We start from the raw sequence: 21395 nt of genomic DNA on the forward strand, positions 1-21395 counted from the left end.
CCGAAGTCGATGACCGCGCCGAGGCGGCCCGCTTTCGTGAGCGGGTCGCCGGCGTGAAATCGCCGTGGCACCGGACCGGCGGGCGCCGGCTCACGCCGGGCGGGTCGGCACGCCCCGGAGCCGGAACGCCGTCCCGTGGGGTTCCTGGCCGGCCAGCAGGCGGACCGAGCGCACCCCCAGGTCCTGGACGATGTTCGCCGCGATGGAGGAGAGCAGCTGGTCCTCCGCCGGGTGCGCAGCCCGCTTGAGGTACACCACGATGCCGCACCCCTCGGCGGTGATCGCCGTCAGCGCCGTGTCCAGGCGCCGGTGGCACGCACACCGCAGCCGGCCGGAGACGTCCGCCGTGCGGCACTCGTGGTGGACGTACACCGGGACGTCGTCGGCTCCGGCGGGGGTGCCGGTGACCAGGGCCAGGTGTTCCGCCCCGTCGAACGCGCCGGCGTACTCGATCGCGTGGGGTGACGACCAGGTCGTCGTGCGCCGGGTGACCAGTGCGTCGCGGCTCAGCCGGTGGGCGAGCACGTCGCCGATCGACACCGTCGCGAGGCTGTGGGCCTCGGCGAACGCGGCCAGCTCCGCCGGGCCGGCCAGGTCGGTGGGCCGTCCGAGACCGACCAGCGCCGCGAAGACCGCGGCCGGGCGCCGGCCGGCCGCCTCGGTGAGGTCGGCCGCCGCCTCCGCCGCGCCGCGGTGCCGGAGCACGCCGCCGGCCGTGCGGCGGACCGGGATCACGTGGCCGGGCCGGTGGAAATCGCTTTCCGACGCCGCCGGGTCCGCGAGCAGCGCCACCGTGCGGGCGCGGTCGTGCGCCGAGATGCCCGTGGTGATGCCGGTGGCCGCGTCCACCGTGACGCACGCCGCGAACTCCGCCGGCGGGTGGCCGGCCGCGGACATCGGCGGCAGGCGCAGGCGGTCGCACTCCGCGGCGGGCAGCGCCACGCACAGCAGCCCGGACGAGTGGCGGACCAGGAACGCGATCCCGGCGGTGGTGGTCGTTTCGGCGGCGGCCACGAGGAAACCGGCCCGCGCCTGCTCGTCGACGAGCACGACGGGATCGCCGTCCGCCAGCGCGGTGAGCGCCCGGTTCGCCACCGGGGCGGGCGTGAGCCGCAGGCTCATGACGCCCCCACGGCGAGCTCGTCGATCTCCAGCCGGCGGAACCGGCTGCCGTGGAAGACCAGGGGCGGGACGTCGGGGTCGGCGTGCAGCCCGTGGACCTGGAGGAGCACCACGGTGTGATCACCGGCCGGCACCTCCGCCCGGATCGAACAGTCGAACCAGGCGGAGGCCCCCGAAACGAAGACCGCGCCGTCTTCGGTCGGCTGCCAGTCCACCCCGGCGAACCGGTCGCCGTCCTTCCCGGCCAGCCGGCGGCCCGCCGCGGTCTGGTGCTCGGCCAGGACACTGAGGCCCAGCCGTGGGGACGCGCGCAGCCGTGACCAGGTCGCCGAGGCGTTCCGCACGCACACCGACAGCAACGCCGGATCCAGGGACACCGAGGTGAACGAGCTGACGGCCATCCCGGCCGGTTCGCCGCCGGACAACGCGCACAGCGCCGTCACGCCACTGGGAAAGCACGCGAAGGCCTGACGAAGAACGGTCGCCGGGTCGTCGATGGATTGGACGATGAGCACGGTAGCCTCCCCAGGGCCGGCCGATTTTCCCGATGCCACACAACACTCCCGGCGGCACCTGCGCCGGGTCAGCCGTCGATCGCCGTTTCGATGGGGGTGTTGCCGCCCACCACCACGTAGATCCGCCCGGCGGTGCCGGGCCGGTCGAGGAGCGCCACCAGCACGGCGGCCACGTCCTGCCTGGCCACCTGGTCGAAGCGGGCGCGCTTCGGCCCGATCCGCTCCCCGGCGGTCAGTTCGACGGTGCCGTCGCCGTCGCCGTCGGTGAGGACGCCGGGCCGCAGGATCGTCCAGTCGAGCTTGTCGCGGTCGAAGATGTGCTGTTCGGCGGCGCGCTTGGCCTGCAGGTAGACCCCGTAGCCGGCGCCGATGCCGCGGTCGTCGGCGCAGCCGACGTTGATGGAGCTGACGTGCACGAACCGCCGCACCCCGGCCTGTTCCGCCGCGTCCATGACCAGCACGACCGCGGCCCGGTCCATCCTGTCCCGGCGTTCGGCGGTGGCGGCGTTGCCCGAGCCCGCCGAAAAGACGGCCGCGTCCGCGCCGACGAGAACGGCGGCCACTTCGTCCACCGTGGCCCGCTCGAGGTCGAGCACGACGGCCTCCCCGCCCGCGCGCCGGACGTCGTCGACGTGGCGGGGGTTGCGCACGATACCCACGACGGAGTCACCGCGTCCGGCGAGCAGCCGCGTCAACCGCAAGGCGATCTTTCCGTGTCCGCCGGCGATGACAATCTTCATTCGATATTCTCCCGATATCGTCGATCTTGAGACAAAAAACATTTGCCGAGCCCAGCACGGAATGCCGGCGCGAGGGAAATCATCGGTAACCCCACGCCGGATCCGGTGCTGTGCACCGTTGTTGGGCACGCCGCCCGTCGTGGCGGCTCGGCCGGTCAATCGGACGGACGTGCGCTGTGGAAACGGCCGGATGCGTCTTCGGCCGGTGGTGCGGCGAAATCAGTCAACCATCATCCGCGCTTATCGGTCAATCGGAACCGCTGCCGTTCTCCCGGTGCTCGGGTTCGGCCCGCGCGCCGAGCGACCACAGGTAGCTCAGCGGCTCGCCGTCGGGTTCGTCGGTGTACTCCGCGATCAGGTCCTGGATCCGCCGGTGGAGTGATTCCACGGATTCGGGCCGCAGCCGCAGCACGCCCCGCTTGGCGCCGCGGCCGGAATCCTTGCCCGCGGCGATCAATTCGGCGCGGTGGGCGCCGAGCACCGCCAGGTCGACCTGCTGGGCCAGGCCGGAGTCGTCGGGCATGATCGTCAGGCCCCAGGTGCGGGCGGTCGCGCGGTAGGGCCGTTGCAGGGCACCGTGTTCCCCGGTGCACACCGGCTCGGCGACCAGGAAGTTCGTCTTCACCAGGGCGCGGACGTGGCGCAGCGTGGTCGCGGGAGAGAGGTCGAGCTCGACCGACAGTTCCTTGTTGGTCAGCGCGCGGTCCAGGCACAGCCGCAGGATGCGCCAGCGGACCGGGTGTCCGAGCGCCTTGAGTTCTTCGACAGTCGCTTCCACGTACGGCACTGTACCTTGCCAAGCCCTGCCCGGTTTGATTGACTACTATCGATATCATTCTGTGCAATCGGTTGGAGGTCTCGTGATCGAGCAGCTCCAGGAGTGGGTGCGCGGCCGGGACCTGGTCGGTGAGCTCGCGGACTGGATCTCCCTGCCGAGCGTGAGCCGGACCGGCGAGGGCATGACCGAGGCCGCGGCCCACGGTCTCGGGCTGCTGCGCGCGTCGGGTCTGGACGCGCGCGCCGTCGAGACCGGGGGCTGGCCCGCGCTGATCGGGACGGCGGACGGGCCCGGCCCGCACGTGCTCATCTACGGCCACTACGACGTGCAACCGGCCGGTCCGCTGGAACTGTGGACGACGCCGCCGTTCGAGCCGACGATCCGCGACGGCCGGATGTACGGGCGCGGCACGGGCGACAACAAGGGGCAGAACCTCGCGCAACTGCTGGGGCTGCGTGCCCTGCGGGACCTGACCGGCGGATTCCCCTGCCGTGTCACGGTGTTGCTCGACGGCGAGGAGGAGATCGGCAGCCCCAACCTGGCCACGGCCGTCCGCGAGGTCGGCCGGCCCGACCTGGTGGTCTGGAGCGACGGGCCGGTGCACGACTCGGGCCGGGCGTGCGTGGTCCTCGGCATGCGCGGGATCCTGATGTTCGAACTGCGGGCGCGGGGCGCGAACCGGCCGTTGCACTCGGGACACTGGGGCGGCGTCGCGCCGAACCCGGCGTGGGCGCTGGTCCAGCTGCTGGCCACGATGCGGACGGCGGACGGGACCGTGACCGTGCCCGGGTTCGCCGACGACGTCGCGCCGCTGACCGACGGCCAGCGCGCCGCGCTGGCCGATCTTCCGGTGGACGTGGCGGGAACACTCGACGCGATCGGGGCGACCGGCATGGAACCACCGGCCGGGCTGGGCTTCCACGAACGCCTGGTCGTGCCGACGCTCACGGTCAATTCGCTGAGCTGCGAGGATTCCGGCGACCACCGGGCGGTGATCCCCGACGTCGCCATCGCCCGGTGCGAGGCCCGGCTGGTCGCCGGCCAGACCCCGGCGCAGGTCGCCGAGGCCCTCCGGCGGCACGTCGCGAAGTACGCTCCCGACGTCGAGTTCGTGCCGGACGCGGCCGTGGCGCCGTCCACCACGCTGCCCGAAACCCCCTACACCGCCACGATTCTCCAGGCCGTCGAGGACGCGCTCGGGCACCGGCCGCTGCTGGTTCCGTCGATCGGGGGAAGCCTGCCGATCGCCGTGCTCAGCGACGGGCTCGCCTGTCCCTGTTACGGCGTGCCGCTGGCCAACGTCGACGAGGCCAACCACGCCCCCGACGAGAACCTCGACCTCGACTGGTTCCACCGGGGGATCGTCGCCGCGGCGACCATCCAGCTCGCACTGGCGGCGCACGCATGACCGTCTGGGGCGCGTGGCCCGCGAAAGAAGGTTTCGCCTACGTCAGCGACGAATCCGGCCGGCCGCAGCCGTGGTTCCAGACCTGGGCGGGGGAGCGGCGGATGTTCCCGATCGACGGCGCGGTCACCCGGCTGGCGTGGCGGCCCGACGAGACCCGCCTGCTCGTCGTGGCGGATGTGACCGGCGGCCAGGACTACCGGCTGGCCGAACTCGATCCGGCCACGGGCGCGGTGGAGTGGCTGGCGGCCGAACCGGGTGTCCGGCGTGAGATCGGCGTGCCGTACTCGAGCGCGAGCCGGCCCTACAGCCCGGATGGCCGCCTGCTCGCGTACGCGACCAGCGCGCGTGACATCACCTGTTTGGACGTCTACGTGCGGGACCTCGCGACCGGGGAGTCCCGGATGGTCCTGGAGGGCGACGACCGGTACGTGCCGGTGTGCTTCTCGCCGGACTCGAGGTTCCTGCTCGTCCTGAAGTTCCACCAGAACACCGACCAGGACCTGTTCGCCTGCGATCTCACCACCGGCCGGGTCGAGCACCTCACCCCGCACGAGGGTCCGGCGAAGTACCAGCCGGGCGGCTGGACCGAGGACGGGATCTACCTGTGCACCACCGAGGGCCGGGACTTCCTCGGTGTCGCGCTGCTCGTCCCGGGCCGTCCGCTGGAGTGGATCGCCACGCCGGACGCCGATGTGGAGAACGTGATCGTGGGGCCGCGGATCGTCTGGGCCGTGCCCCGGGACCAGCGCACGGTGCTGTGCACGCCGGAGACCTCCCTCGAACTCCCGGGATTCGCCTCGCAACCGTTCGGCTACGACGGCTTCGTGCCGCGGTTCGCCGAGGACCGGCTGCTCGTCCAGGTCGGCGCGAGCGACCGGGCGACCGAGTTCTTCCTGGCGGACCTGGCTTCCGGCGAACTGCGCCGGCTCACCCGCTTCGGCGACGAGCTGCCGGACGACCTCGTCGTGCCGGAGACGGTCCGGTTCACCAGCGCCGACGGGCTGGAGATCGCCGGGCTGCTGTACCGGCCGCGCGCGGCGGCCGGTCCCGTCCCCGCGGTGCTGACCGTCCACGGTGGACCGGAGTGGGCCGCGCTGCCGGTCCACGACCCGCTGATCCAGCGGCTGGTGCGGGCCGGCATCGCCGTGCTGGCGCCGAACGTGCGCGGGTCGACCGGGCGCGGGCTGGCCTACCAGCGGCTGATCTACCGCGACTGGGGTGGCGGCGACCTGGCCGATTTCGCGGCGGCCGCCGGCTTCCTGCGGAGCCTGGACTGGGTCGACGGCGATCGGCTCGGTGTCCACGGGATGTCCTACGGCGGGTTCGCGGCGCTCAGCTGCCTGACGAGGTTGCCGGCCTGCTGGCGGGCCGGTGTCGCGATCTGCGGGCCGGCCGACCTCGAAGAGGACGTCCGGGCGCTGCCGCCGACGTGGCGACGGCGGGTCGTGGAGTGGATCGGGGACGTCGACGATCCCGAGGACCTGGCGAGGCTGCGGGCGGCGAGCCCGCTCACCCACGCGGCGGACATCCAGGCGCCCTTGTTGCTGGCGCACGCGGAAAACGACACCACCGTCGGCATCAGCGGTACCGAGCAGCTGGTCCGGACGCTGACCGGGCTGGGCAAGACCGTGCGGTTCATCCGGCTGTCCCGCGGCCATCTCCCGGATGACCGCGCGGAATGGGACGACCTCGACGCCGCGGTCGTGCAGTGGTTCCGCGATCACCTCGCGCCACCGGTGAGCGGTGCGTGAACATCGCGCGAAAGAGTGAAACGACGGAGGGGGATCACGCATTGAGGAAAATAGCTTTCGCCAGCGCCGTCGAAGGTGAGAAGATTACACTCGGCACCATTGTCCACTCGGGACAGAATCGCTGAAACAACGCTCTGCCTGAACGTGCGCCGACCGGTTCGGCTTGCCGAACGAGCACCACCGGGCCGGTTCGGTGCTGCCCTGCCTGTCCTACGCCCTGCATCACCGGCCAGGACCCGGAAAATTCACCCCAGAAAGGATAGGCACAGAAGATGCCTCCTGCAGTCGCCGGCGTCGAGACGCCATCCCGCCGACGCCTCGGCTTGATCCTGGCACTGCTGGCTTTTGCCCAGTGCATTTACGCCATCGACTACAGCATCGTTTTCGTGGCCCTGCCCGACATCGGTACCGGAGTCGGTTTCTCGGCGCACACCCTCCAGTGGGTCGTCAGCGCCTACGCCGTCGCCTTCGGCGGCTTCCTGCTGCTCGGCGGCCGCGCGGCGGACCTGTTCGGCCGCCGGCGGATGTTCGCCTTCGGCCTGTTCCTGTACGCGGCTTCCTCGCTCGCCGGCGGGCTCGCGGACGACCCGGTGGTCCTGATCATCGCGCGGGCGGTGCAGGGCATCGGCGGCGCTTTCCTCGCCCCCGCAACGCTTTCCCTGGTCACCACGACCTTCGCCGAAGGCCGTGAGCGCAACCGCGCACTGGCGATCTGGGGCGGCGCCGGCGGCAGCGGCATGATCCTCGGCTCGCTGCTCGGTGGCGTGCTGACCGGCGCCTTCGGCTGGGCGTCGATCTTCTTCGCCAACGTCCCGCTCGCCGGTGGCGCCATGCTGCTGACGTTCCTGATCATCCCGAAGGACACCGACCACGGGACCGCCGGGCGCAAGTTCGACCTGCTCGGCGCGCTGACCGCGACCGTCGGCGCGACACTGCTGGTGTTCACCCTCGTTCAGGGCCCGGTGTCCGGCTGGACTTCGCCGACGATCCTGATCACCGCGGCCATCGCCGTGGTGGTGCTCGCCGCGTTCTTCACCCTCGAGAGCCGCGGCCGCGACCCGCTGCTGCCGCTGCGCCTGTTCCGCAACCGCAACCTGAGCACGGGTACCGTCGTCGTCTTCATCTTCATGGGGACGTTCGGCGCGCTGCCCTACTTCTACACCGTCTACTTCCAGACCGTGCTCGGCTACCCCGCGATGCAGAGCGGCATCGCGTTCCTCCTGCCGTGTGTGGGCGTGCTCATCGGCAACCTGTCCGGGGGGAAGCTGGCCACCCGGTTCGGGGTGCGCACCACGCTGATCGTCGCGCTCCTCATCGGTGCCGCCGGCACCGTGGCCTTCGCGGTCACCATCTCGGCGACCGGTTCGTACCTGGGGCTGGTGCCGGGCGTGTTCGTCCTCAGCCTCGGCCAGGGCACCGTGTTCACCGCGATGTACGCGGCGGCGACCACCGGGGTCGCGGCCGAGGACCAGGGGATCGCCTCGGGTGTCGCGTCGACCGGCCAGCAGGTCGGTGCCGCGGTCGGTCTCGCCGTGCTGGTGGCGGTCTTCAACTCCGGTCACGAGGGGCTGGGCGGTGAGGCGCTGCGCGTCGCCACCGCCGACGGCCTGCGCACGACCATGTGGGTCACCGCGGCCGCCATCGTGCTGATCGTGCTGGTCGCGCTGAACTTCCGGCGGACCCCGGCGGCTCCGGCCGTCGAGCCCGAGAAGCAGGTCGACATGAATCCCGCCGTCTGATCCCGCGGCGCCGCGCAAACCGATAAAAGGCGATTCCGCCTCGTGCCGACAGGTGCGGGGTGGAATCGCCTTTTATTGTGCGCAATCGGTGGCCGGGCCTGCGGCCGAACGGCCGGATCGGCCCGGCGTCCGCCCCCAAAATCACTCGGGTGACCGAAATATTTCGTCGGCGGCCGTGGAGGGATGACAGAAGTGGACACAATTGGTTGACATTGCACACAATTGCTGTCTACGATGGAAAACGGTTCGAAGTTGACGGAGCCTTGGGGGGTTCGTTGATCAGATCGTTGATCAATCTCTGAAAGATCAATGCGGGACCCCGTTGTTCGCGCGCGCCTGGTTGGCTGCGCATGGTGGGCAATGGCGGTCCGGTGCGAACGTTCCTCACCTCACCGCACAGGGGGAGTTCTTTGTTGTGCAGTCAATTCTCAGCGAAAACCCGAGCGACTCGCGCCGGCGTCGGCGGCGGGTGCTCGGCTGAAGAATCGGCCGAATGGCGGATTTCCGGATTGGCTTTCCGCAATTCGAAGGAAACGCACGCCGGTGGAAACCCGTCCCGGTGGCTGTCCGGGCCGCCGGGCATGACGGCGACCGCGCTCTCGCCGGCCGGACGGGTCCGGTGATCGCCGGTTCGGGGCTCGGCCACGTCCGGTCGCCGGGCTCGGACGCGGGTTCCCCGGCCGGAGCCCTCGACACGGTGCCGCGGCAGGGCAGGCTGCTCCCCGAGGCGCGGCGCGTGCTGGTCAATGTGCACCTCGACCTGGCCGAGGCCGTGGCGACGTCGGCGCAGAGCCGCCACGGCGAAGCCGGCGTGGCCGACCTGCTCGCGGCCGAAGTGCTGGTGCGGCGGGGCCTGTACAAGTACGCGGGCGAGGTCCTGCCCGACCGGCCGCCGGGCACCGCCCCGGTGGCGCGCCGCACCCGGTGGGCCGTGACCGCGGCGGCCATCCAGTACTGGGGAGCGGGCGACGTCGAGGCCGCGCAGCGGGTGCTGCGCGATGTCGGCAGCCCGGTGGCCGAGGCGCACCGGGCCGGCTTGCTGCTGCTGGACGGCCGGACCCGCGCGGCGCTGGCCGCGGGCGAGGAGGTGCTGCGCGACCGGCCGGTCCCCGACGGGGCGCTCCGGCCCGCGGTGCCCACCGTGGTCGTCGCGGCCGGCCTGGCCGGCCGGTTCGACCAGGCGCTGGCGGCCGTCGACCGGGCCGGCGCGGGCCGCACCGGGTTCGCCGAGATCGGCTACGCGCACTGCTTCGCGTTGCTGATGGCCGGCCGGGTGCGGCCCGCGTTCCGGATGGCCGAGGACGGGCACCGGCGAGCCGTGAGCACCGGGAACATCGCGGAGGCCGGTGGCTGGCTGGCGCTGCGGGGCCAGGCCGCCAAGGCCCGGGGCGACCTCGCCGCCGCCATCGCCGACCTGGAAACCGCGTCGCACCTGCTCGACGGCGGCCACACTTGCCTCCTGCTGGCGCCGTGCCTGGCCGAACTCGCCGTGGCCCGCGCCATGTCCGGTGACCAGGCCGGCGCCCACGAGGCCCGGCAGCTCGCCGGCCGGGCACCCGGCAGCCGCCTGTTCCTCCCGTGGCTCACGCTGAGCCAGGCGTGGACCACGGCGGCCGGCGGGGACACCACCCTCGCCGCCCGGCAGGCCCGCTCCGCGGCCGACGTCGCCATGGCTTCGGGGCAGTACGCCGTCGAAGCCGTGGCCCGCTACGACGTCGCCCGGTTCGGCAACCCCAACGCCGTGCGGCATCGCCTCGCCGAACTCGCGGACCTGGTGCAGGGGCCGGTCGTGCCGGCCATGGCCGGCGCCTCGGCCGCGATGGCCCGGTCCGATCCCGGCGCCTTGGACGTCGCCACGGCGCGGTTCACCGAACTCGGGATGGACCTGCTCGCCGCGGAGACCGCCACCGCCGCGGCCGCACTGAGCCACCCGGCCGCTCCGAGTCACCCGGCCCCACCGAGTCACCCGGCCGCGCCGGGACCCCCGGGCCCCCTCCCCAGGGTGATCGCGCGGCCGGACGCGGCCACCCCGCTGTTGCGGCTCACCGCCCCGCTGTCGGAGCTGACCAGACGCGAGCGGGACGTCGCGCTGCTGGCCGCCGGCGGATTCACCAGTCCCGCCATCGGGCACCGGCTGGGCCTGTCCGCCCGCACCGTCGACAACTACCTGGGCCGGGCCTACCAGAAGCTCGGGGTGACCAGCCGCCGTGAACTGGCCCCGCTGGTCGCCGGCCACCGTCCCCACCCACCCATCCACGCCGAAGGGAACCACCGATGACCGCCATGAGCGACCTCGACAAGATCTCGGCCAACCAAGAAGGCTTCAACCTGCGAGCGCGGGCGCACCTGCAATCGTCGTACTACGACGTCGAGAAGTTCAAGCAGGGCCACAACATGCTGCGCCGGCTGGAACGGGAGGAACTGGGCGACGTCCGCGGCCGGTCCCTGCTGGAACTGCAGTGCCACATCGGCGTCAACTCGCTTTCGCTCGCCCGCATGGGCGCGCAGGTGACCGGCACCGACATCTCGGACGAGGCGATCGACATCGCCCGCGGCCTCGCCGGGGAGCTCGACCTCGACGCGAAGTTCGTCCAGGCCAACCTCTACGACCTGCCCCAGGTGCTCGACGGCCAGTTCGACATGGTGTTCACCGGGTACGGCACCCTCTCGTTCCTGCCCGACATCCCCCGCTGGGCCGAGGTGGCGGCGCAGTTCGTCAAGCCGGGCGGCACCCTCACCATCGTGGAGATCCATCCGATCCTCAACCTGTTCGACTCCGTCGACGGGGAACTGCGCGTGGTCCGCTCGCTGTTCCAGTCCCGGCAGGTGCACCACGAGATGAGCAAGAGCTACGCGGACCGGATCGAAGACGAGGTCGAGGTGGAAAAGCACTCGATCTACGGCTGGCGGTGGACCGTGGAGGAAGTGGTGAACTCGCTGATCGCCGCCGGCCTGACGATCGAGCGCCTGCGGGAGGTGCCCTACGACGCGCGGCAGCGGCTCCCGCTGATGGAGTCCGACGGGGACCACAACTGGCGGATCGCGGGCGACCCGATCCCGCTGTCCTTCGCCTGCGTCGCGAGGAAGTGAGCCGCGGCATGGCAGATCAGATCGTGGCGACGCCGGAAATCCACGAGTACGTCCGCGCGGTGTCCCTGCGCGAGGACCCGATCCTGGCCGAACTCCGGGCGGTGACCGCGGGGTTGCCGGGCGGCACGGCCATGCAGGTGATGGCCGAGGAGGGCCAGCTGCTGGCCATGCTGGTCGGCTTGTCCGGTGCCCGGACGGTGCTGGAGATCGGGACGTTCACCGGCTACAGCACGTTGTGCATGGCCCGGGCGCTGCCCGCGGACGGCGAGGTCGTCACCCTCGACCTGGACGGCCGCTGGCCGGCGATCGGCGCCGGCTACTGGCAGCGCGCGGGCGTCGCCGAACGCATCGAGGTGCGCATCGGCGACGCGGCGAAGACGCTCGCCGACGTCACCGACGAGCGCGGCGCCGAGAGCTTCGGCCTCGTGTTCATCGACGCGGACAAGGCAGGCTACGGAACGTACTACGAGGCCGCGCTCCGTCTCGTCCGGCCGGAAGGGCTGATCGTCATCGACAACACGCTCTTCTTCGGCCGCGTGGTCGACCCGGCCAGCCGCGACCCGGACACGACCGCGGTCCGGGCGCTCAACGCGTCCCTGCGCGACGATCCGCGGGTGGACGTCTCGATGCTCACGATGGCGGACGGGATCACGCTGGTCCGGAAGAAGCCCGCTCGATAGCTGGTGCGGTGGCCGCGGCCGGCGCCCCTCGCGGGGCGCCGGCCGCGGTCGTGCGCGGGTCCGGGAGCCGTCCTGTAAGTCTTCGGCGCCAGCGGATGATGGCGGCGATGGTCAGTTCGGCTTGGTAGTCGGCGGCGCGTTCGGCGTCGCGGGTGGCCAGGTCGCGGAAGTGTTCGAGCCGGTTGAAGCAGCGTTCGGAGGCCTCGTCCGCGATCACGGTCTCCGGCCGGCAGCGTGGCCGGCCTGGTCCGATCCGGGCGACGCTGATGCCGTCCAGCAGCGGCAGCAGTTGCGGGTTATCTCCCGCTTGGCCTGGGGTGAGCAGGATCCGGACCGGCAGCCTCGACCTTCGACGGCGAGGTGGATTTGAGTGCTCAGCCCGCCGCGGGACCGGCCGAGTCCTTCTCCGTCGAGGGCTTCGATTCCGTCGCTGCATCCCCCTTTTTCCGGGCACCTGCAGCGTGCTGGTGTGCCCGGACCACGCTCGAGTCGGCCGAGATGATCCATTCGAGGTCGCCGACGGCGTCGTCTTCGACGATCGCCCGGTCGAGGACCTTCTTCCAGGTGCCGTCTTTGGTCCAACCGCAGCCGCTCATGCGCGGTCTTCCACGGCCCATACCGTTCGGGCAGGTCACGCCACGGGGCACCGGTGCGCAACTTCCACAGGATCGCGTTGATCACCTGACGGTGATCCCGTCACCACCGGCCACCACTTTGCCGCGGCGGCAGCAGTGGCTCGATCACCACCCACGCCTTGTCCGTCAGTTCACCGCGACCAGCCACCGCGCACAGTGACCAGACAACCCAGGAGACGCCTTACAGCGCAACGAAACGGCCCTCCCGCTCGGTGCACGCCGAGCAGGAGGGCCGTTTCGGTGGGACAGGTCCGGACCGCGGGTGGCTCAGGCCGTGGCCAGCCGGACGGCGGTCAGCCGCAGCGTGGCCGGTGCCGGCCGCGGTGCCGGGGTGATGTGCAGCCGTTGCGTGTCCGCGCTTTCCGGTGCCGGCAGCCCGGCCAGGCAGGCGCAGTGCTCGTCCGCGAACCCGGCGAACCGGTAGGCGACTTCCATGATCCGGTTCCGCGCGGTCGGCCGGAAGTCGGCGACCAGGTGGGCGCCCGCCGCGGCCGCCTCCGTGATCAGCCAGTTCAGCACCGTGGCGCCGGCGCCGAACGACACCACCCGGCACGAGGTGGCCAGCAGCTTCAGGTGCCACACCGCCGGGCCGGTCTCCAGCAGCGCCACGCCGACCGCGCCGTGCGAGCCGAAGCGGTCGCTCATCGTCACCGCGAGGACCTCGTGGCGGGGGTCGTCCAGGAGCGCGCGGAGGTCGGCGTCGGAGTAGTGGACGCCGGTCGCGTTCATCTGGCTCGTGCGCAGCGTCAGCTCCTCCATCCGGGACAGGTCGCCCGGGGTGGCCCTGCTGATCTCCATCACGAGCTCCAGCGAGCGCAGGAACTCCTCCGACGGCCCGTCGAACGACTCCTGCTCGGCCTGGCGCCGCACGTTGGCCTGGTACATCTGGCGGCGGCGGCGCGAGTCGACCGTCACCGCCGCCGGGGTGTACTCGGGCAGGGTGAGCAGCTCGGGGATCGACTCGGCCGGGTAGCAGCGCACCTCCGGCAGGTGGTAGGCCACCTCCGCCCGTTCCGCGGGCTGGTCGTCGACGAAGGCGATCGTGTGGTGGGCGAACTTCAGCTCGTCGGCGATTTCGCGGACCGAAGCCGACTTCGGGCCCCACCCGATCTTGGCCTGCACGAAGTACTCGGCGACGCCGAGGGCCTCGAGGCGCTGCCAGGCGGGCCCGTGGTCGTTCTTGCTCGCGACGGCCTGCAGGATGCCGCGGGAGTCGAGACCCACGATGGTCTCGTGGACCCGGTCGTCGATGGCCACGTCGTCGCCCTCGAGCAGGGTGCCGTTCCACAGCGTGTTGTCCAGGTCCCAGACGACACACTTGACGGTGGTGATCGGTTCGGTCACTGCGTCTCCCGCCGTACGGTGCCGTGCCCGGTCGCCAGGGCGTGCCGGGCGAGTTCGAGCCGGCAGATCTCGCTGCTGCCCTCGATGATTTCCATCAGCTTCGCGTCCCGGTAGGCGCGGGCGACGACGTGGCCGTCCGACGCGCCCGCCGAGGCCATGATCTGCACGGCCGACGCGCTGCCGCGCACGGCCTCGGTCGCGCTCACGTGTTTCGCGAGAACGGTGGCGATCACCAGGTCCGGCGATCCCGATTCCCAGCATTCGCTCGCGCGACGGCACACCGCGGTGGCGACCTGCTCCGCGGCGTAGAGGTCGGCGACCATGCGGGAAACCAGCTGGTGCTCGGCGATCGGCTTGCCGAACTGCCGCCGCGAGCCGGCGTGCGCGGTCACCGCGCCGAGACAGCCGCGCAGGATGCCGGCACAGCCCCAGGCCACCGACATCCGGCCGTAGGACAGCGACGTCGTCACCAGGAACGGCAGTGAGAGCCCCGTGCCGCCGAGGACGTTCGCCGCCGGCAGCCGCACGCCGTCCAGCCGGACCTGCGCGTGCCCGGCCGCGCGGCAGCCGAGCGGGTGCGGGATCTTCTCGATCCGCACCCCCTCGGCGTCCGCGGGCACCACGACCGCCGCCGCGTTCTCGCCGACTTTGCCGATGACGACGACGAAGTCGGCGTAGGCCGCCGCGGTGATCCACGTCTTGCCGCCGTCGACGACCACCGTGTCCCCGTCGAACCGCAGCTGGGTGGTCATCGCCCCGAGGTCGCTGCCGGCTTCGGGCTCGCTGAAGGCGACGGCCGCGAGCCGGCCGCCGGTCAGCTGCGGCAGGAACGCGGCCCGCTGTTCGCGGGTGCCGAGGCGCTGGATCGTCCAGGCCGCCATGCCCTGCGACGTCATCACACTCCGCAGGGAACTGCACAGGCTCCCGGCGTGGGCGGTGAGCTCCCCGTTCGCCGAGCTGGTCAGGCCGAGCCCGCCGTGTTCCTTCCCCACTTCCGCGCAGAGGACGCCGGCGGCACCGAGTTCGCTCAGGACGGTCCGCGGGATTTCGCCCGCGACGTCCCAGGCGCCGGCGTTGTCCCCGACGAAGCGCCAGGTGTCGGCGTGGCCGGTGAGGAGCCCGTCAGACATCGCAGCCGGCGGCCGACTCCGCCTGGAGCCGGCTGGCGAGCGCGGCCATGCTCTTGACCGTGAGGAAGTTCGACAGCTGCAGGTCCGGGCCGGCGACCGTCACGGAGTAGGCCTGTTCCAGGAACACGACCAGCTGCATGGCGAACATGGAGTTGGCCAGCCCGGTGGCGAAGAGGTCCTGGTCCACCTCGGGCCTGGTCCCGGTCTGCTCGGCCACGAAGCTGCTGATCTGGTCGATGACGACGTCGGTGTCGAGGGGCGCCTTGGCGGTCTGCTGTTCCGAGTTCATGATTTCGCCTCACTTGTAGATGTAGAAGCCACGGCCGCTTTTCCGGCCGAGTTCACCTCGCCGGACCTTCTCCAGGAGAACCTCGCTGGGGCGGCACCGCTCGTCCCCGGTCCGGGCGTGCAGCGCCGCGAGGGCGTCGACGAGGTTGTCGATCCCGATCAGGTCCGCGGTGCGCAGCGGGCCCGTCGGGTGACCGAGGCAGCCCTGCATCAGGGCGTCCACCTCCTCGACGGTCGCGGTGCCGTCCCCGACGACCCGCGCGGCGTCGTTGATCATCGGGTGCAGGAGCCGGCTCGTCACGAAACCGGGTGCGTCGTTGACCACCACCGCGCGCCGGCCGAGCCGGGTCAGCAGCGAGAGCACCGCGTCGACGGTCTGGTCGGCCGTCTTCGGGCCGCGGATGACCTCGACCATCGCGATCAGGTACGCGGGGTTCATGAAGTGCGTGCCGATCAGGTCGTCCGGGTGGCGCACCCACGCCGCCATCTCGTCGATGGGGATGCCGGACGTGTTGGAGATCAGGGGAGTGCCGGGCCGGACCAGTTCCGAGATGCCGGCGAGCACTTCCGCCTTCTTCTCGGGCAGCTCGGTGACCGCCTCGATCACCGCGGTCGCGTCCGCCACCTCGCTCAGCGAAACGGTCGTGTGCAGCTTCCCCGGGGCGCGCCCGGCCGGCAGCGCGCCCGCCAGCTGGGCGTGCCGCAGCCCGGTGGCGGACGCCGCGCGGGCGCGCTCCAGCACGCCGTCGTCGACGTCCACCAGCACGACCGGCAGGCCGTGCCCGACGACGAGCGTCGAGATGCCGGTGCCCATGACACCCGCGCCTACGATGGCAACGAGCGGCTCGTCCATGACGCCTCCTCCAGGCCAAGGGGCTCGTAGCTGCCGGAATCGGGCCCGATCCAGTACCGGCGCCGCTGGAAGGGATAGCCCGGCAGTGACACTCGCCGCGGTCGCGGCGTGCCGTGCAGGGCGTCCCAATCAATCTCCACAGTGGACTCCCACAGCCTGCCCGCCGTGCCGAGCAGGTGGGCGGGACCGGCTCGGTCCGCGTCCGGCGGCGGGAGCGTGGACACCGCCGTCAGCGCGGGTTCCCGCCGCGCGACGGCTTCGGTCAGCGTGCTGCCCGGGCCGACTTCGAGCAGGATCCGGCCGGGCTCGCCGGCCAGCTCCCGCAGGCCGTCGGCGAACCGGGACGGCTCGCTCAGGTGGCGGGCCCAGTGGGCCGGCTCCACAGCCTCCTCCGGGCTGATCCAGGTGCCGGTCACCCCGGAGACGTAGGGCACCTCCGGCGGTTTGAGCTCGTAGCCCGCCACCCGGTCGGCGAACCCGGCCGTGCGTGCGCCGGCGTCCGCCCGGGCGGTGGTGACGTCGAGGGCGTCCGCCAGGCCGATCACGCCGGCCAGGCAGGCCGCCACGTACTCGCCGTCGCCCTCGCCGATCATCGCGGCGGGTTCGACACCCCACGACCGCCACAGCCGCGCGAGCGCCCACTGCAGGCTGAAGACCGCCGCCGGCACACCCCGCCCGTCGCCGCCCTCCGCGGCCGAAAAGAGCAGCGGGCGAACGTCGAACCCGAGCCGCGGCCGCACCAGTTCGGCGCAGCGGTCCACCTGCTCGGCGAACACCGGCTCACCGCGGTAGATCTCCGCCGCGGCACCCGGCCGGTACGAGGCGCTGCCCGGGAACATGAAGATCACCTGCCGGGCCTTCACCCCGGCACCGGCGTCCGTCGTCCGCGCCAGCGCCCGGAGGGCGGCGACCGCCTCGGTCCGGTCGCGGCACACCAGGTGCCGGCGGTGCGGGAACCCGGCCCGGCCGGCCTGCAGGGTGTAGGCGACGTCGGCGAGGTCCGCGTCCTCGTGGCGCTCCAGGTGGCCGGCGAGGTTGGCGGCCGCGTCCGCCAGCGCCTTCCCGGTCCGCGCGGACAGCACGATCACCTGCTCCGGGCGGGCCGGCGGCGCGGTGTCCCGCCGCACCGGTGCCTCTTCCAGCACCACGTGCGCGTTGGTGCCGCCGACCCCGAAGGCGCTGACGCCGGCCCGTCGCGGCGTCGCGCCCCGCGTCCAGGGAAGGGCGGTGGTCGGCACGTAGAACGGCGTGCGGTCCAGTGCCAGTGCGGGGTTGGGCGTGGTGAAGTTGATGCTGGGCGGGATTTCCTCGTGTTCGAGCGCCAGCACCGCCCGGGCGAAACCCACCGCCCCGGCGGCGGCGTCGAGGTGCCCGACGTTGGCCTTCGCCGAGCCGAGCGCGCAGAACCCGCGTTCGCGGGTGCCGAACGCCTTGGTGAGCCCGGCGACCTCGATCGGGTCCCCGAGCGGGGTGCCGGTGCCGTGCGCCTCGATGTAGCCGATGGTCTCCGAGGGCACGCCGGCGACCGCCTGCGCGGTGGCGATCGCCTCGGCCTGTGCCTGCATGTTCGGTGCGCTGAACCCGAACTTCGCCGAACCGTCGTTGTTGACCGCCGTGCCCCGGATGACCGCGCGGATGTGGTCGCCGTCCGCGAGCGCGTCGCTCAGCCGGCGGAGCGCCACGACCGTGACGCCGTACCCGGGAATGGTCCCGCCGGCGGCGGCGTCGAAGGGACGGCAGTGGCCGTCGCTGGCGAAGATCCCGCCGGCGACCTGCGGATAGCCGCCGATCAGCGGGATCGGCAGCGCCACCGCGCCCGCCAGCGCCATGTCGCATTCGTGTCCGAGCAGCGCCTGGCAGGCGAGGTGGATGGCCACGAGCGACGTGGAGCAGGCCGTCTGCACGGTCATCGCGGGACCGCGCAGGTTGCACAGGTACGCCGCGCGGGTCGCGAGGAAGTCCTTGTCGTTGAACGGACGCGCGGAGAACGCCGCCAGCGACCGCCGGAACCGCGCGTTCGCCAGGAGGTTCAGCGGCAGGTACTTGTTGGCGAAGCAGCCGGCGTAGACGCCGACGGCGCCGTCGAACCGGGCCGGGTCGTGCCCGGTGTCCTCGAGCGCGTGCCAGACGCACTCGACGAAGAGCCGCTGCTGCGGATCGCTGATCTCCGCCTGCTGCGCCGTGTACCCGAAGAACTCCGCGTCGAACTGGTCGGCGTCCTCGACGACCGCCGCGGCGGGCACGTAGTCGGGGTGCGTCACCATGTCCGCCGGCCAGCCGGCGTCGACCAGCTGCCGGGTGCTGAACCGGGAGACCGACTCGACGCCGTCCCGCTGGTTGCGCCAGAACTCGTCGATGGTGGCCGCTCCGGGCAGCCGCCCGGCAAGCCCGACGACCGCGATGGGCTCCATCCCGTCTTCCATTCCGGTACTCATCGCAGGCCCCCAACGGCTCGACGCCGTGTCGATCGGTTCACTGGCACGCTCACACTCCCGCCCTGCCCGTCCGCCGCGCGGCGGCCCGGCCGGCGGCACGACGGGCCGCGGCCCGCGCGGCACCCGCCCCGACCGCTTCGTCGGACCCGTCGGCCGGCGTGCGGTCGATGGCCTCGGCCAGTGCCCGCGCCGACGGGTACCGGAACATGTCCACCAGCGACAGCGCGCTGTCCCGGTGTTCGAGCAACCGGGCCCGGGCCACCACCACGAGCAGCGAGTTCCCGCCGAGCTCGAAGAAGCTGTCGTCCACGCCCACCCGGTCCACGCCGAGCACCTCGCGCCACACCTCGGTGACCAGCCGCTCGGTCGCGTTCGTCGGCGGCGCGTACGCGGTCGTGCCTTCGGGGCGGGCCTCCGACAGGTCGGGCAGCGCCCGGCGGTCGACCTTCTTGTTGGGGGTCAACGGCACCGCGTCGATGGCGTGGAACGCGCTGGGCACCATGTAGCCGGGCAACCGCGTGGCCAGGAAGGCCCGCAGCTCGGCACCGGTCGTCGGCCGGCCGGTCGCCGGGACGTAGTAGCCGATGATCCGCTGTTCGGCGCCTTCGCCCCGGATGACGGCGACCGCCGAGTCCACTCCGGCGTGGTCGGCGAGCGCGGTCTCGATCTCGCCGAGCTCGATCCGGTGGCCGTGCAGCTTGACCTGGTCGTCGAGCCGGCCGAGGAACTCGAGTTCGCCGCCGGGGGCCCAGCGGGCCAGGTCACCGGTCCGGTAGACCCGCGCGCCCGGCTCCGCGGTGAACGGGTCGGGCTGGAACCGTTCGGCCGTGATGTCGGTGCGGCCGAGGTAGCCCCGGACCACGCCGTCCCCGCCGAGCAGCAGCTCTCCCGGCACGCCCACCGGGCACGGCCGCGTGTCGCGGTCGACCACGTAGGCCCGGACGTTCGCCAGCGGCCGCCCGATGGTCACCGGGCCGTCGCCGGGCCCGATCCGGGACGTCGTCGCCCAGACCGCGGCTTCGGTCGGCCCGTACATGTTGTGCACGGTGCCGCCGACGGCGCCGGAGAGTTCGCGGGCCAGATCGGTGGGCAGCGCCTCGCCGCCCACCAGCAGCCGGTCCAGCCGCGGCAGTTCGGCCCGCGCGTCCTGGTCCGCCAGGAGGGCACGGGCCAGCGACGGCGTGCACTGCAGGTGCGTCACCGCGTGCTCCCGCAGCTGTTCGGCGATCGGCTCTTCGGCCTTGGCCTGCGCGGCTTCCCGGCGCTCGTCGGTGATTTCCCGGACGGTTGTCAGGTGGGCCAGCGCCTCGAGAGCGGCGTTTTCGTCGACGCCGAAGTCGATCAGGCAGGCGACCTCGTCGACGCCGGCGGCCTTCATCCGGTCGATCATGTCGGCGCAGACCTGCGGGGTACCGAGCAGGCTGGCGGTGGCGAAGAACCGGTCGAACGCCCGGTCCACCAGCTCCCGCAGTTCCCCGCCGGACAACGCCTTGAACTCTTCGGCGCTCCCGGTGGTGGCGCCGAGCGAGGCGATCAGGTCGAAGGAGGTCTCCAGGTACCGGCTCATCGGCTCCCGGACCAGCTCCCGCACCTCGTCGAGATCCGTTCCGACGAAGGTGTGGACCATGACCGCCACGTGGCCGTCCCCGGGATGCCCCGCCTCGCGCCAGCCCTTGCGGTACAGGGCGATCTTCTCGGCCAGCTCTTCCAGGCTGTGCCCGAGCAGGTGGGTGAGCACCCCGGTGCCGGCCTCGCCGGCCATCCGGAAGGTCTCCGGGTGGCGGGCACTGGTCAGCCAGACCGGCAGCTCCGGCTGGACCGGCTTGGGGAACACGCCGACCTCGATCTCGGCACCGGCACCGTTGCGTCGCAGGACCTTCTCGCCGCGCCACAGCCGCCGGACCTCCGCGAGACCGTCCATCATCAGCTGCTTGCGCTGTGCGAAGCGGTCCGGGGCCAGCGCGAAGTCGTTGGCGTGCCAGCCCGACGCGAGGGAAATGCCCGTCCGGCCGGCCGAGAGGTTGTCCACCACGGACCATTCCTCGGCCACCCGCAGCGGGTCGTGCAACGGCAGCACCACGCTGCCCGCGCGCACCTGGACCCGCTCGGTGACCGCGGCGACGGCCGCCGCCGTCACCGACGGGTTCGGGTACAGCCCGCCGAACTGGTGGAAGTGGCGCTCGGGGGTCCACACGGCGGTGAACCCGTTGCGGTCGGCGAACTTCGCGCCCTCGAGCAGCAGCCGGTAGCGATCGCCGGAGTTGGCCTCCGAGTCGCTGCCGAAGTAGAACAGGCTGAAGTCGATCGGGCGGGCGCGGGCCGCGGCGGCGGTGGCCGATTCCGCGGCGGCCGCGGCCGACGGCAGGGGCGGCTCACCGCGCAGCACGACCCGGTGGCCGTGCGTCAGCGCCCACAGCAGCTCGACCACGGAGATGTCGAAGGACACGCTGGTGACCGCGAGCCACGTGCCGGGCTCGTCGGCACCGAAGCCCTCGTTCATCCCGGCGAAGAGGTTGACCACGTTGCGGTGGGTGACCATGACCCCCTTGGGCCGCCCGGTGGACCCGGACGTGTAGATCACGTACGCCAGGTTGTCCGCGGTGGCCGCCGGGTGGGTGTCGTCCGGCGGGGTGCCGGCCGGCGCCCCGGCCGGATCGGGCACCACGACCTGCTCGGCGCCGAGCCGCCCGGCGGAGGCGGCCGACCCGGCGTCCGCCACGACCAGCCGCACGCCGGCGTCGCCGACCATGAACGCCAGGCGGTCACGCGGGTAGCCCGGGTCCAGGGGCAGGTACGCCGCACCCGCCTTGAGGATCCCCAGCAGCGCGACCACCAGCCGGGAGGTGCGGCCGAGGTGGACGCCGACCGGCTCGTCCGGTGCCACCCC

Annotated in this window: 16 protein-coding genes and 1 pseudogene; 6 read left to right on the top strand and 11 right to left on the bottom strand. The window is 72.3% G+C overall.

Translation table 11 applies throughout. The annotated features are described in order from the left end of the window. Positions 1 to 90 precede the first annotated feature (90 nt). The 4 genes from DV20_RS42275 to DV20_RS42290 all read right to left on the bottom strand — a co-directional run bounded on the left by DV20_RS42275 (position 91) and on the right by DV20_RS42290 (position 3155). Positions 91 to 1122 carry a 3,4-dihydroxy-2-butanone-4-phosphate synthase gene (locus DV20_RS42275; protein WP_051736363.1) on the bottom strand — a complete coding sequence of 344 codons (1032 nt, stop codon included), beginning with the start codon at positions 1120 to 1122 and terminating at the stop codon, positions 91 to 93. Then, the gene (locus tag DV20_RS42280) at positions 1119 to 1637 is read right to left on the bottom strand and encodes a flavin reductase family protein (protein WP_051736364.1); all 519 of its coding nucleotides are present in this window, start codon (positions 1635 to 1637) and stop codon (positions 1119 to 1121) included. Before DV20_RS42280 ends, DV20_RS42275 begins: the two co-directional genes overlap by 4 nt. A 68-nt stretch (positions 1638 to 1705) precedes the next feature. Beyond that, positions 1706 to 2377, bottom strand: a complete 672-nt coding sequence (locus DV20_RS42285; protein ID WP_043789558.1) for an SDR family oxidoreductase — start codon at positions 2375 to 2377, stop codon at positions 1706 to 1708. 247 nt (positions 2378 to 2624) lie between these two features. Then, positions 2625 to 3155 (bottom strand): ArsR/SmtB family transcription factor, encoded by a 531-nt coding sequence (locus DV20_RS42290; protein WP_235191165.1) that lies wholly within the window; start codon positions 3153 to 3155, stop codon positions 2625 to 2627. Between the two features lie 82 nt (positions 3156 to 3237). On the opposite strand from DV20_RS42290, the gene DV20_RS42295 reads away from it, so the two are divergent. From DV20_RS42295 to DV20_RS42320, 6 genes are all read left to right on the top strand, one after another. Next, positions 3238 to 4563: a M20/M25/M40 family metallo-hydrolase gene (locus DV20_RS42295; protein WP_235191166.1), complete on the top strand. Its 1326-nt coding sequence runs from the start codon at positions 3238 to 3240 to the stop codon at positions 4561 to 4563. Further along, a complete protein-coding gene (locus tag DV20_RS42300; protein WP_043789564.1) occupies positions 4560 to 6314 on the top strand; it encodes a S9 family peptidase in 1755 nt (584 codons plus the stop codon). The genes DV20_RS42295 and DV20_RS42300 overlap by 4 nt, the downstream gene beginning before the upstream one ends. A 272-nt stretch (positions 6315 to 6586) precedes the next feature. Continuing rightward, positions 6587 to 8053, top strand: a complete 1467-nt coding sequence (locus tag DV20_RS42305) for an MFS transporter (protein ID WP_051736366.1) — start codon at positions 6587 to 6589, stop codon at positions 8051 to 8053. 559 nt (positions 8054 to 8612) lie between these two features. Then, positions 8613 to 10331, top strand: a complete 1719-nt coding sequence (locus DV20_RS42310; RefSeq protein WP_043789566.1) for a helix-turn-helix transcriptional regulator — start codon at positions 8613 to 8615, stop codon at positions 10329 to 10331. Continuing rightward, positions 10328 to 11143 carry a class I SAM-dependent methyltransferase gene (locus tag DV20_RS42315; protein WP_200876621.1) on the top strand — a complete coding sequence of 272 codons (816 nt, stop codon included), beginning with the start codon at positions 10328 to 10330 and terminating at the stop codon, positions 11141 to 11143. Before DV20_RS42310 ends, DV20_RS42315 begins: the two co-directional genes overlap by 4 nt. Before the next feature lie 8 nt (positions 11144 to 11151). After that, positions 11152 to 11823, top strand: coding sequence for an O-methyltransferase (locus DV20_RS42320; RefSeq protein ID WP_043789568.1), 672 nt, complete (start codon positions 11152 to 11154; stop codon positions 11821 to 11823). Between the two features lie 88 nt (positions 11824 to 11911). Here the strand turns inward: DV20_RS42320 and DV20_RS45355 are convergent. The 7 genes and pseudogenes from DV20_RS45355 to DV20_RS42355 all read right to left on the bottom strand — a co-directional run. Beyond that, positions 11912 to 12615 (bottom strand): annotated as a pseudogene (locus DV20_RS45355) (IS5 family transposase); the annotation flags it as partial. Between the two features lie 110 nt (positions 12616 to 12725). Then, complete coding sequence (locus tag DV20_RS42330) at positions 12726 to 13802, bottom strand: HAD-IIIC family phosphatase (RefSeq protein ID WP_043789571.1); 1077 nt, start codon at positions 13800 to 13802, stop codon at positions 12726 to 12728. Continuing rightward, on the bottom strand, positions 13799 to 14932 hold the full coding sequence (locus DV20_RS42335; RefSeq protein ID WP_043789573.1) for an acyl-CoA dehydrogenase family protein: 1134 nt from the start codon (positions 14930 to 14932) through the stop codon (positions 13799 to 13801). Before DV20_RS42335 ends, DV20_RS42330 begins: the two co-directional genes overlap by 4 nt. Then, positions 14925 to 15221, bottom strand: a complete 297-nt coding sequence (locus DV20_RS42340) for an acyl carrier protein (protein ID WP_043789575.1) — start codon at positions 15219 to 15221, stop codon at positions 14925 to 14927. The genes DV20_RS42335 and DV20_RS42340 overlap by 8 nt, the downstream gene beginning before the upstream one ends. A 9-nt stretch (positions 15222 to 15230) precedes the next feature. Beyond that, entirely contained in the window at positions 15231 to 16073 is an 843-nt protein-coding gene (locus tag DV20_RS42345; RefSeq protein ID WP_043789578.1) for a 3-hydroxyacyl-CoA dehydrogenase family protein, read from the bottom strand. After that, a complete protein-coding gene (locus DV20_RS42350) occupies positions 16046 to 18484 on the bottom strand; it encodes a type I polyketide synthase (protein WP_051736367.1) in 2439 nt (812 codons plus the stop codon). Before DV20_RS42350 ends, DV20_RS42345 begins: the two co-directional genes overlap by 28 nt. Before the next feature lie 73 nt (positions 18485 to 18557). Further along, the coding region (locus DV20_RS42355) for a MupA/Atu3671 family FMN-dependent luciferase-like monooxygenase (protein ID WP_043789613.1) at positions 18558 to 21395 on the bottom strand (2838 nt) is incomplete at its 5' end.

Origin of the sequence: Amycolatopsis rifamycinica (assembly GCF_000695625.1) — a bacterium.
GTDB classification, from domain to species: Bacteria; Actinomycetota; Actinomycetes; order Mycobacteriales; family Pseudonocardiaceae; genus Amycolatopsis; species Amycolatopsis rifamycinica.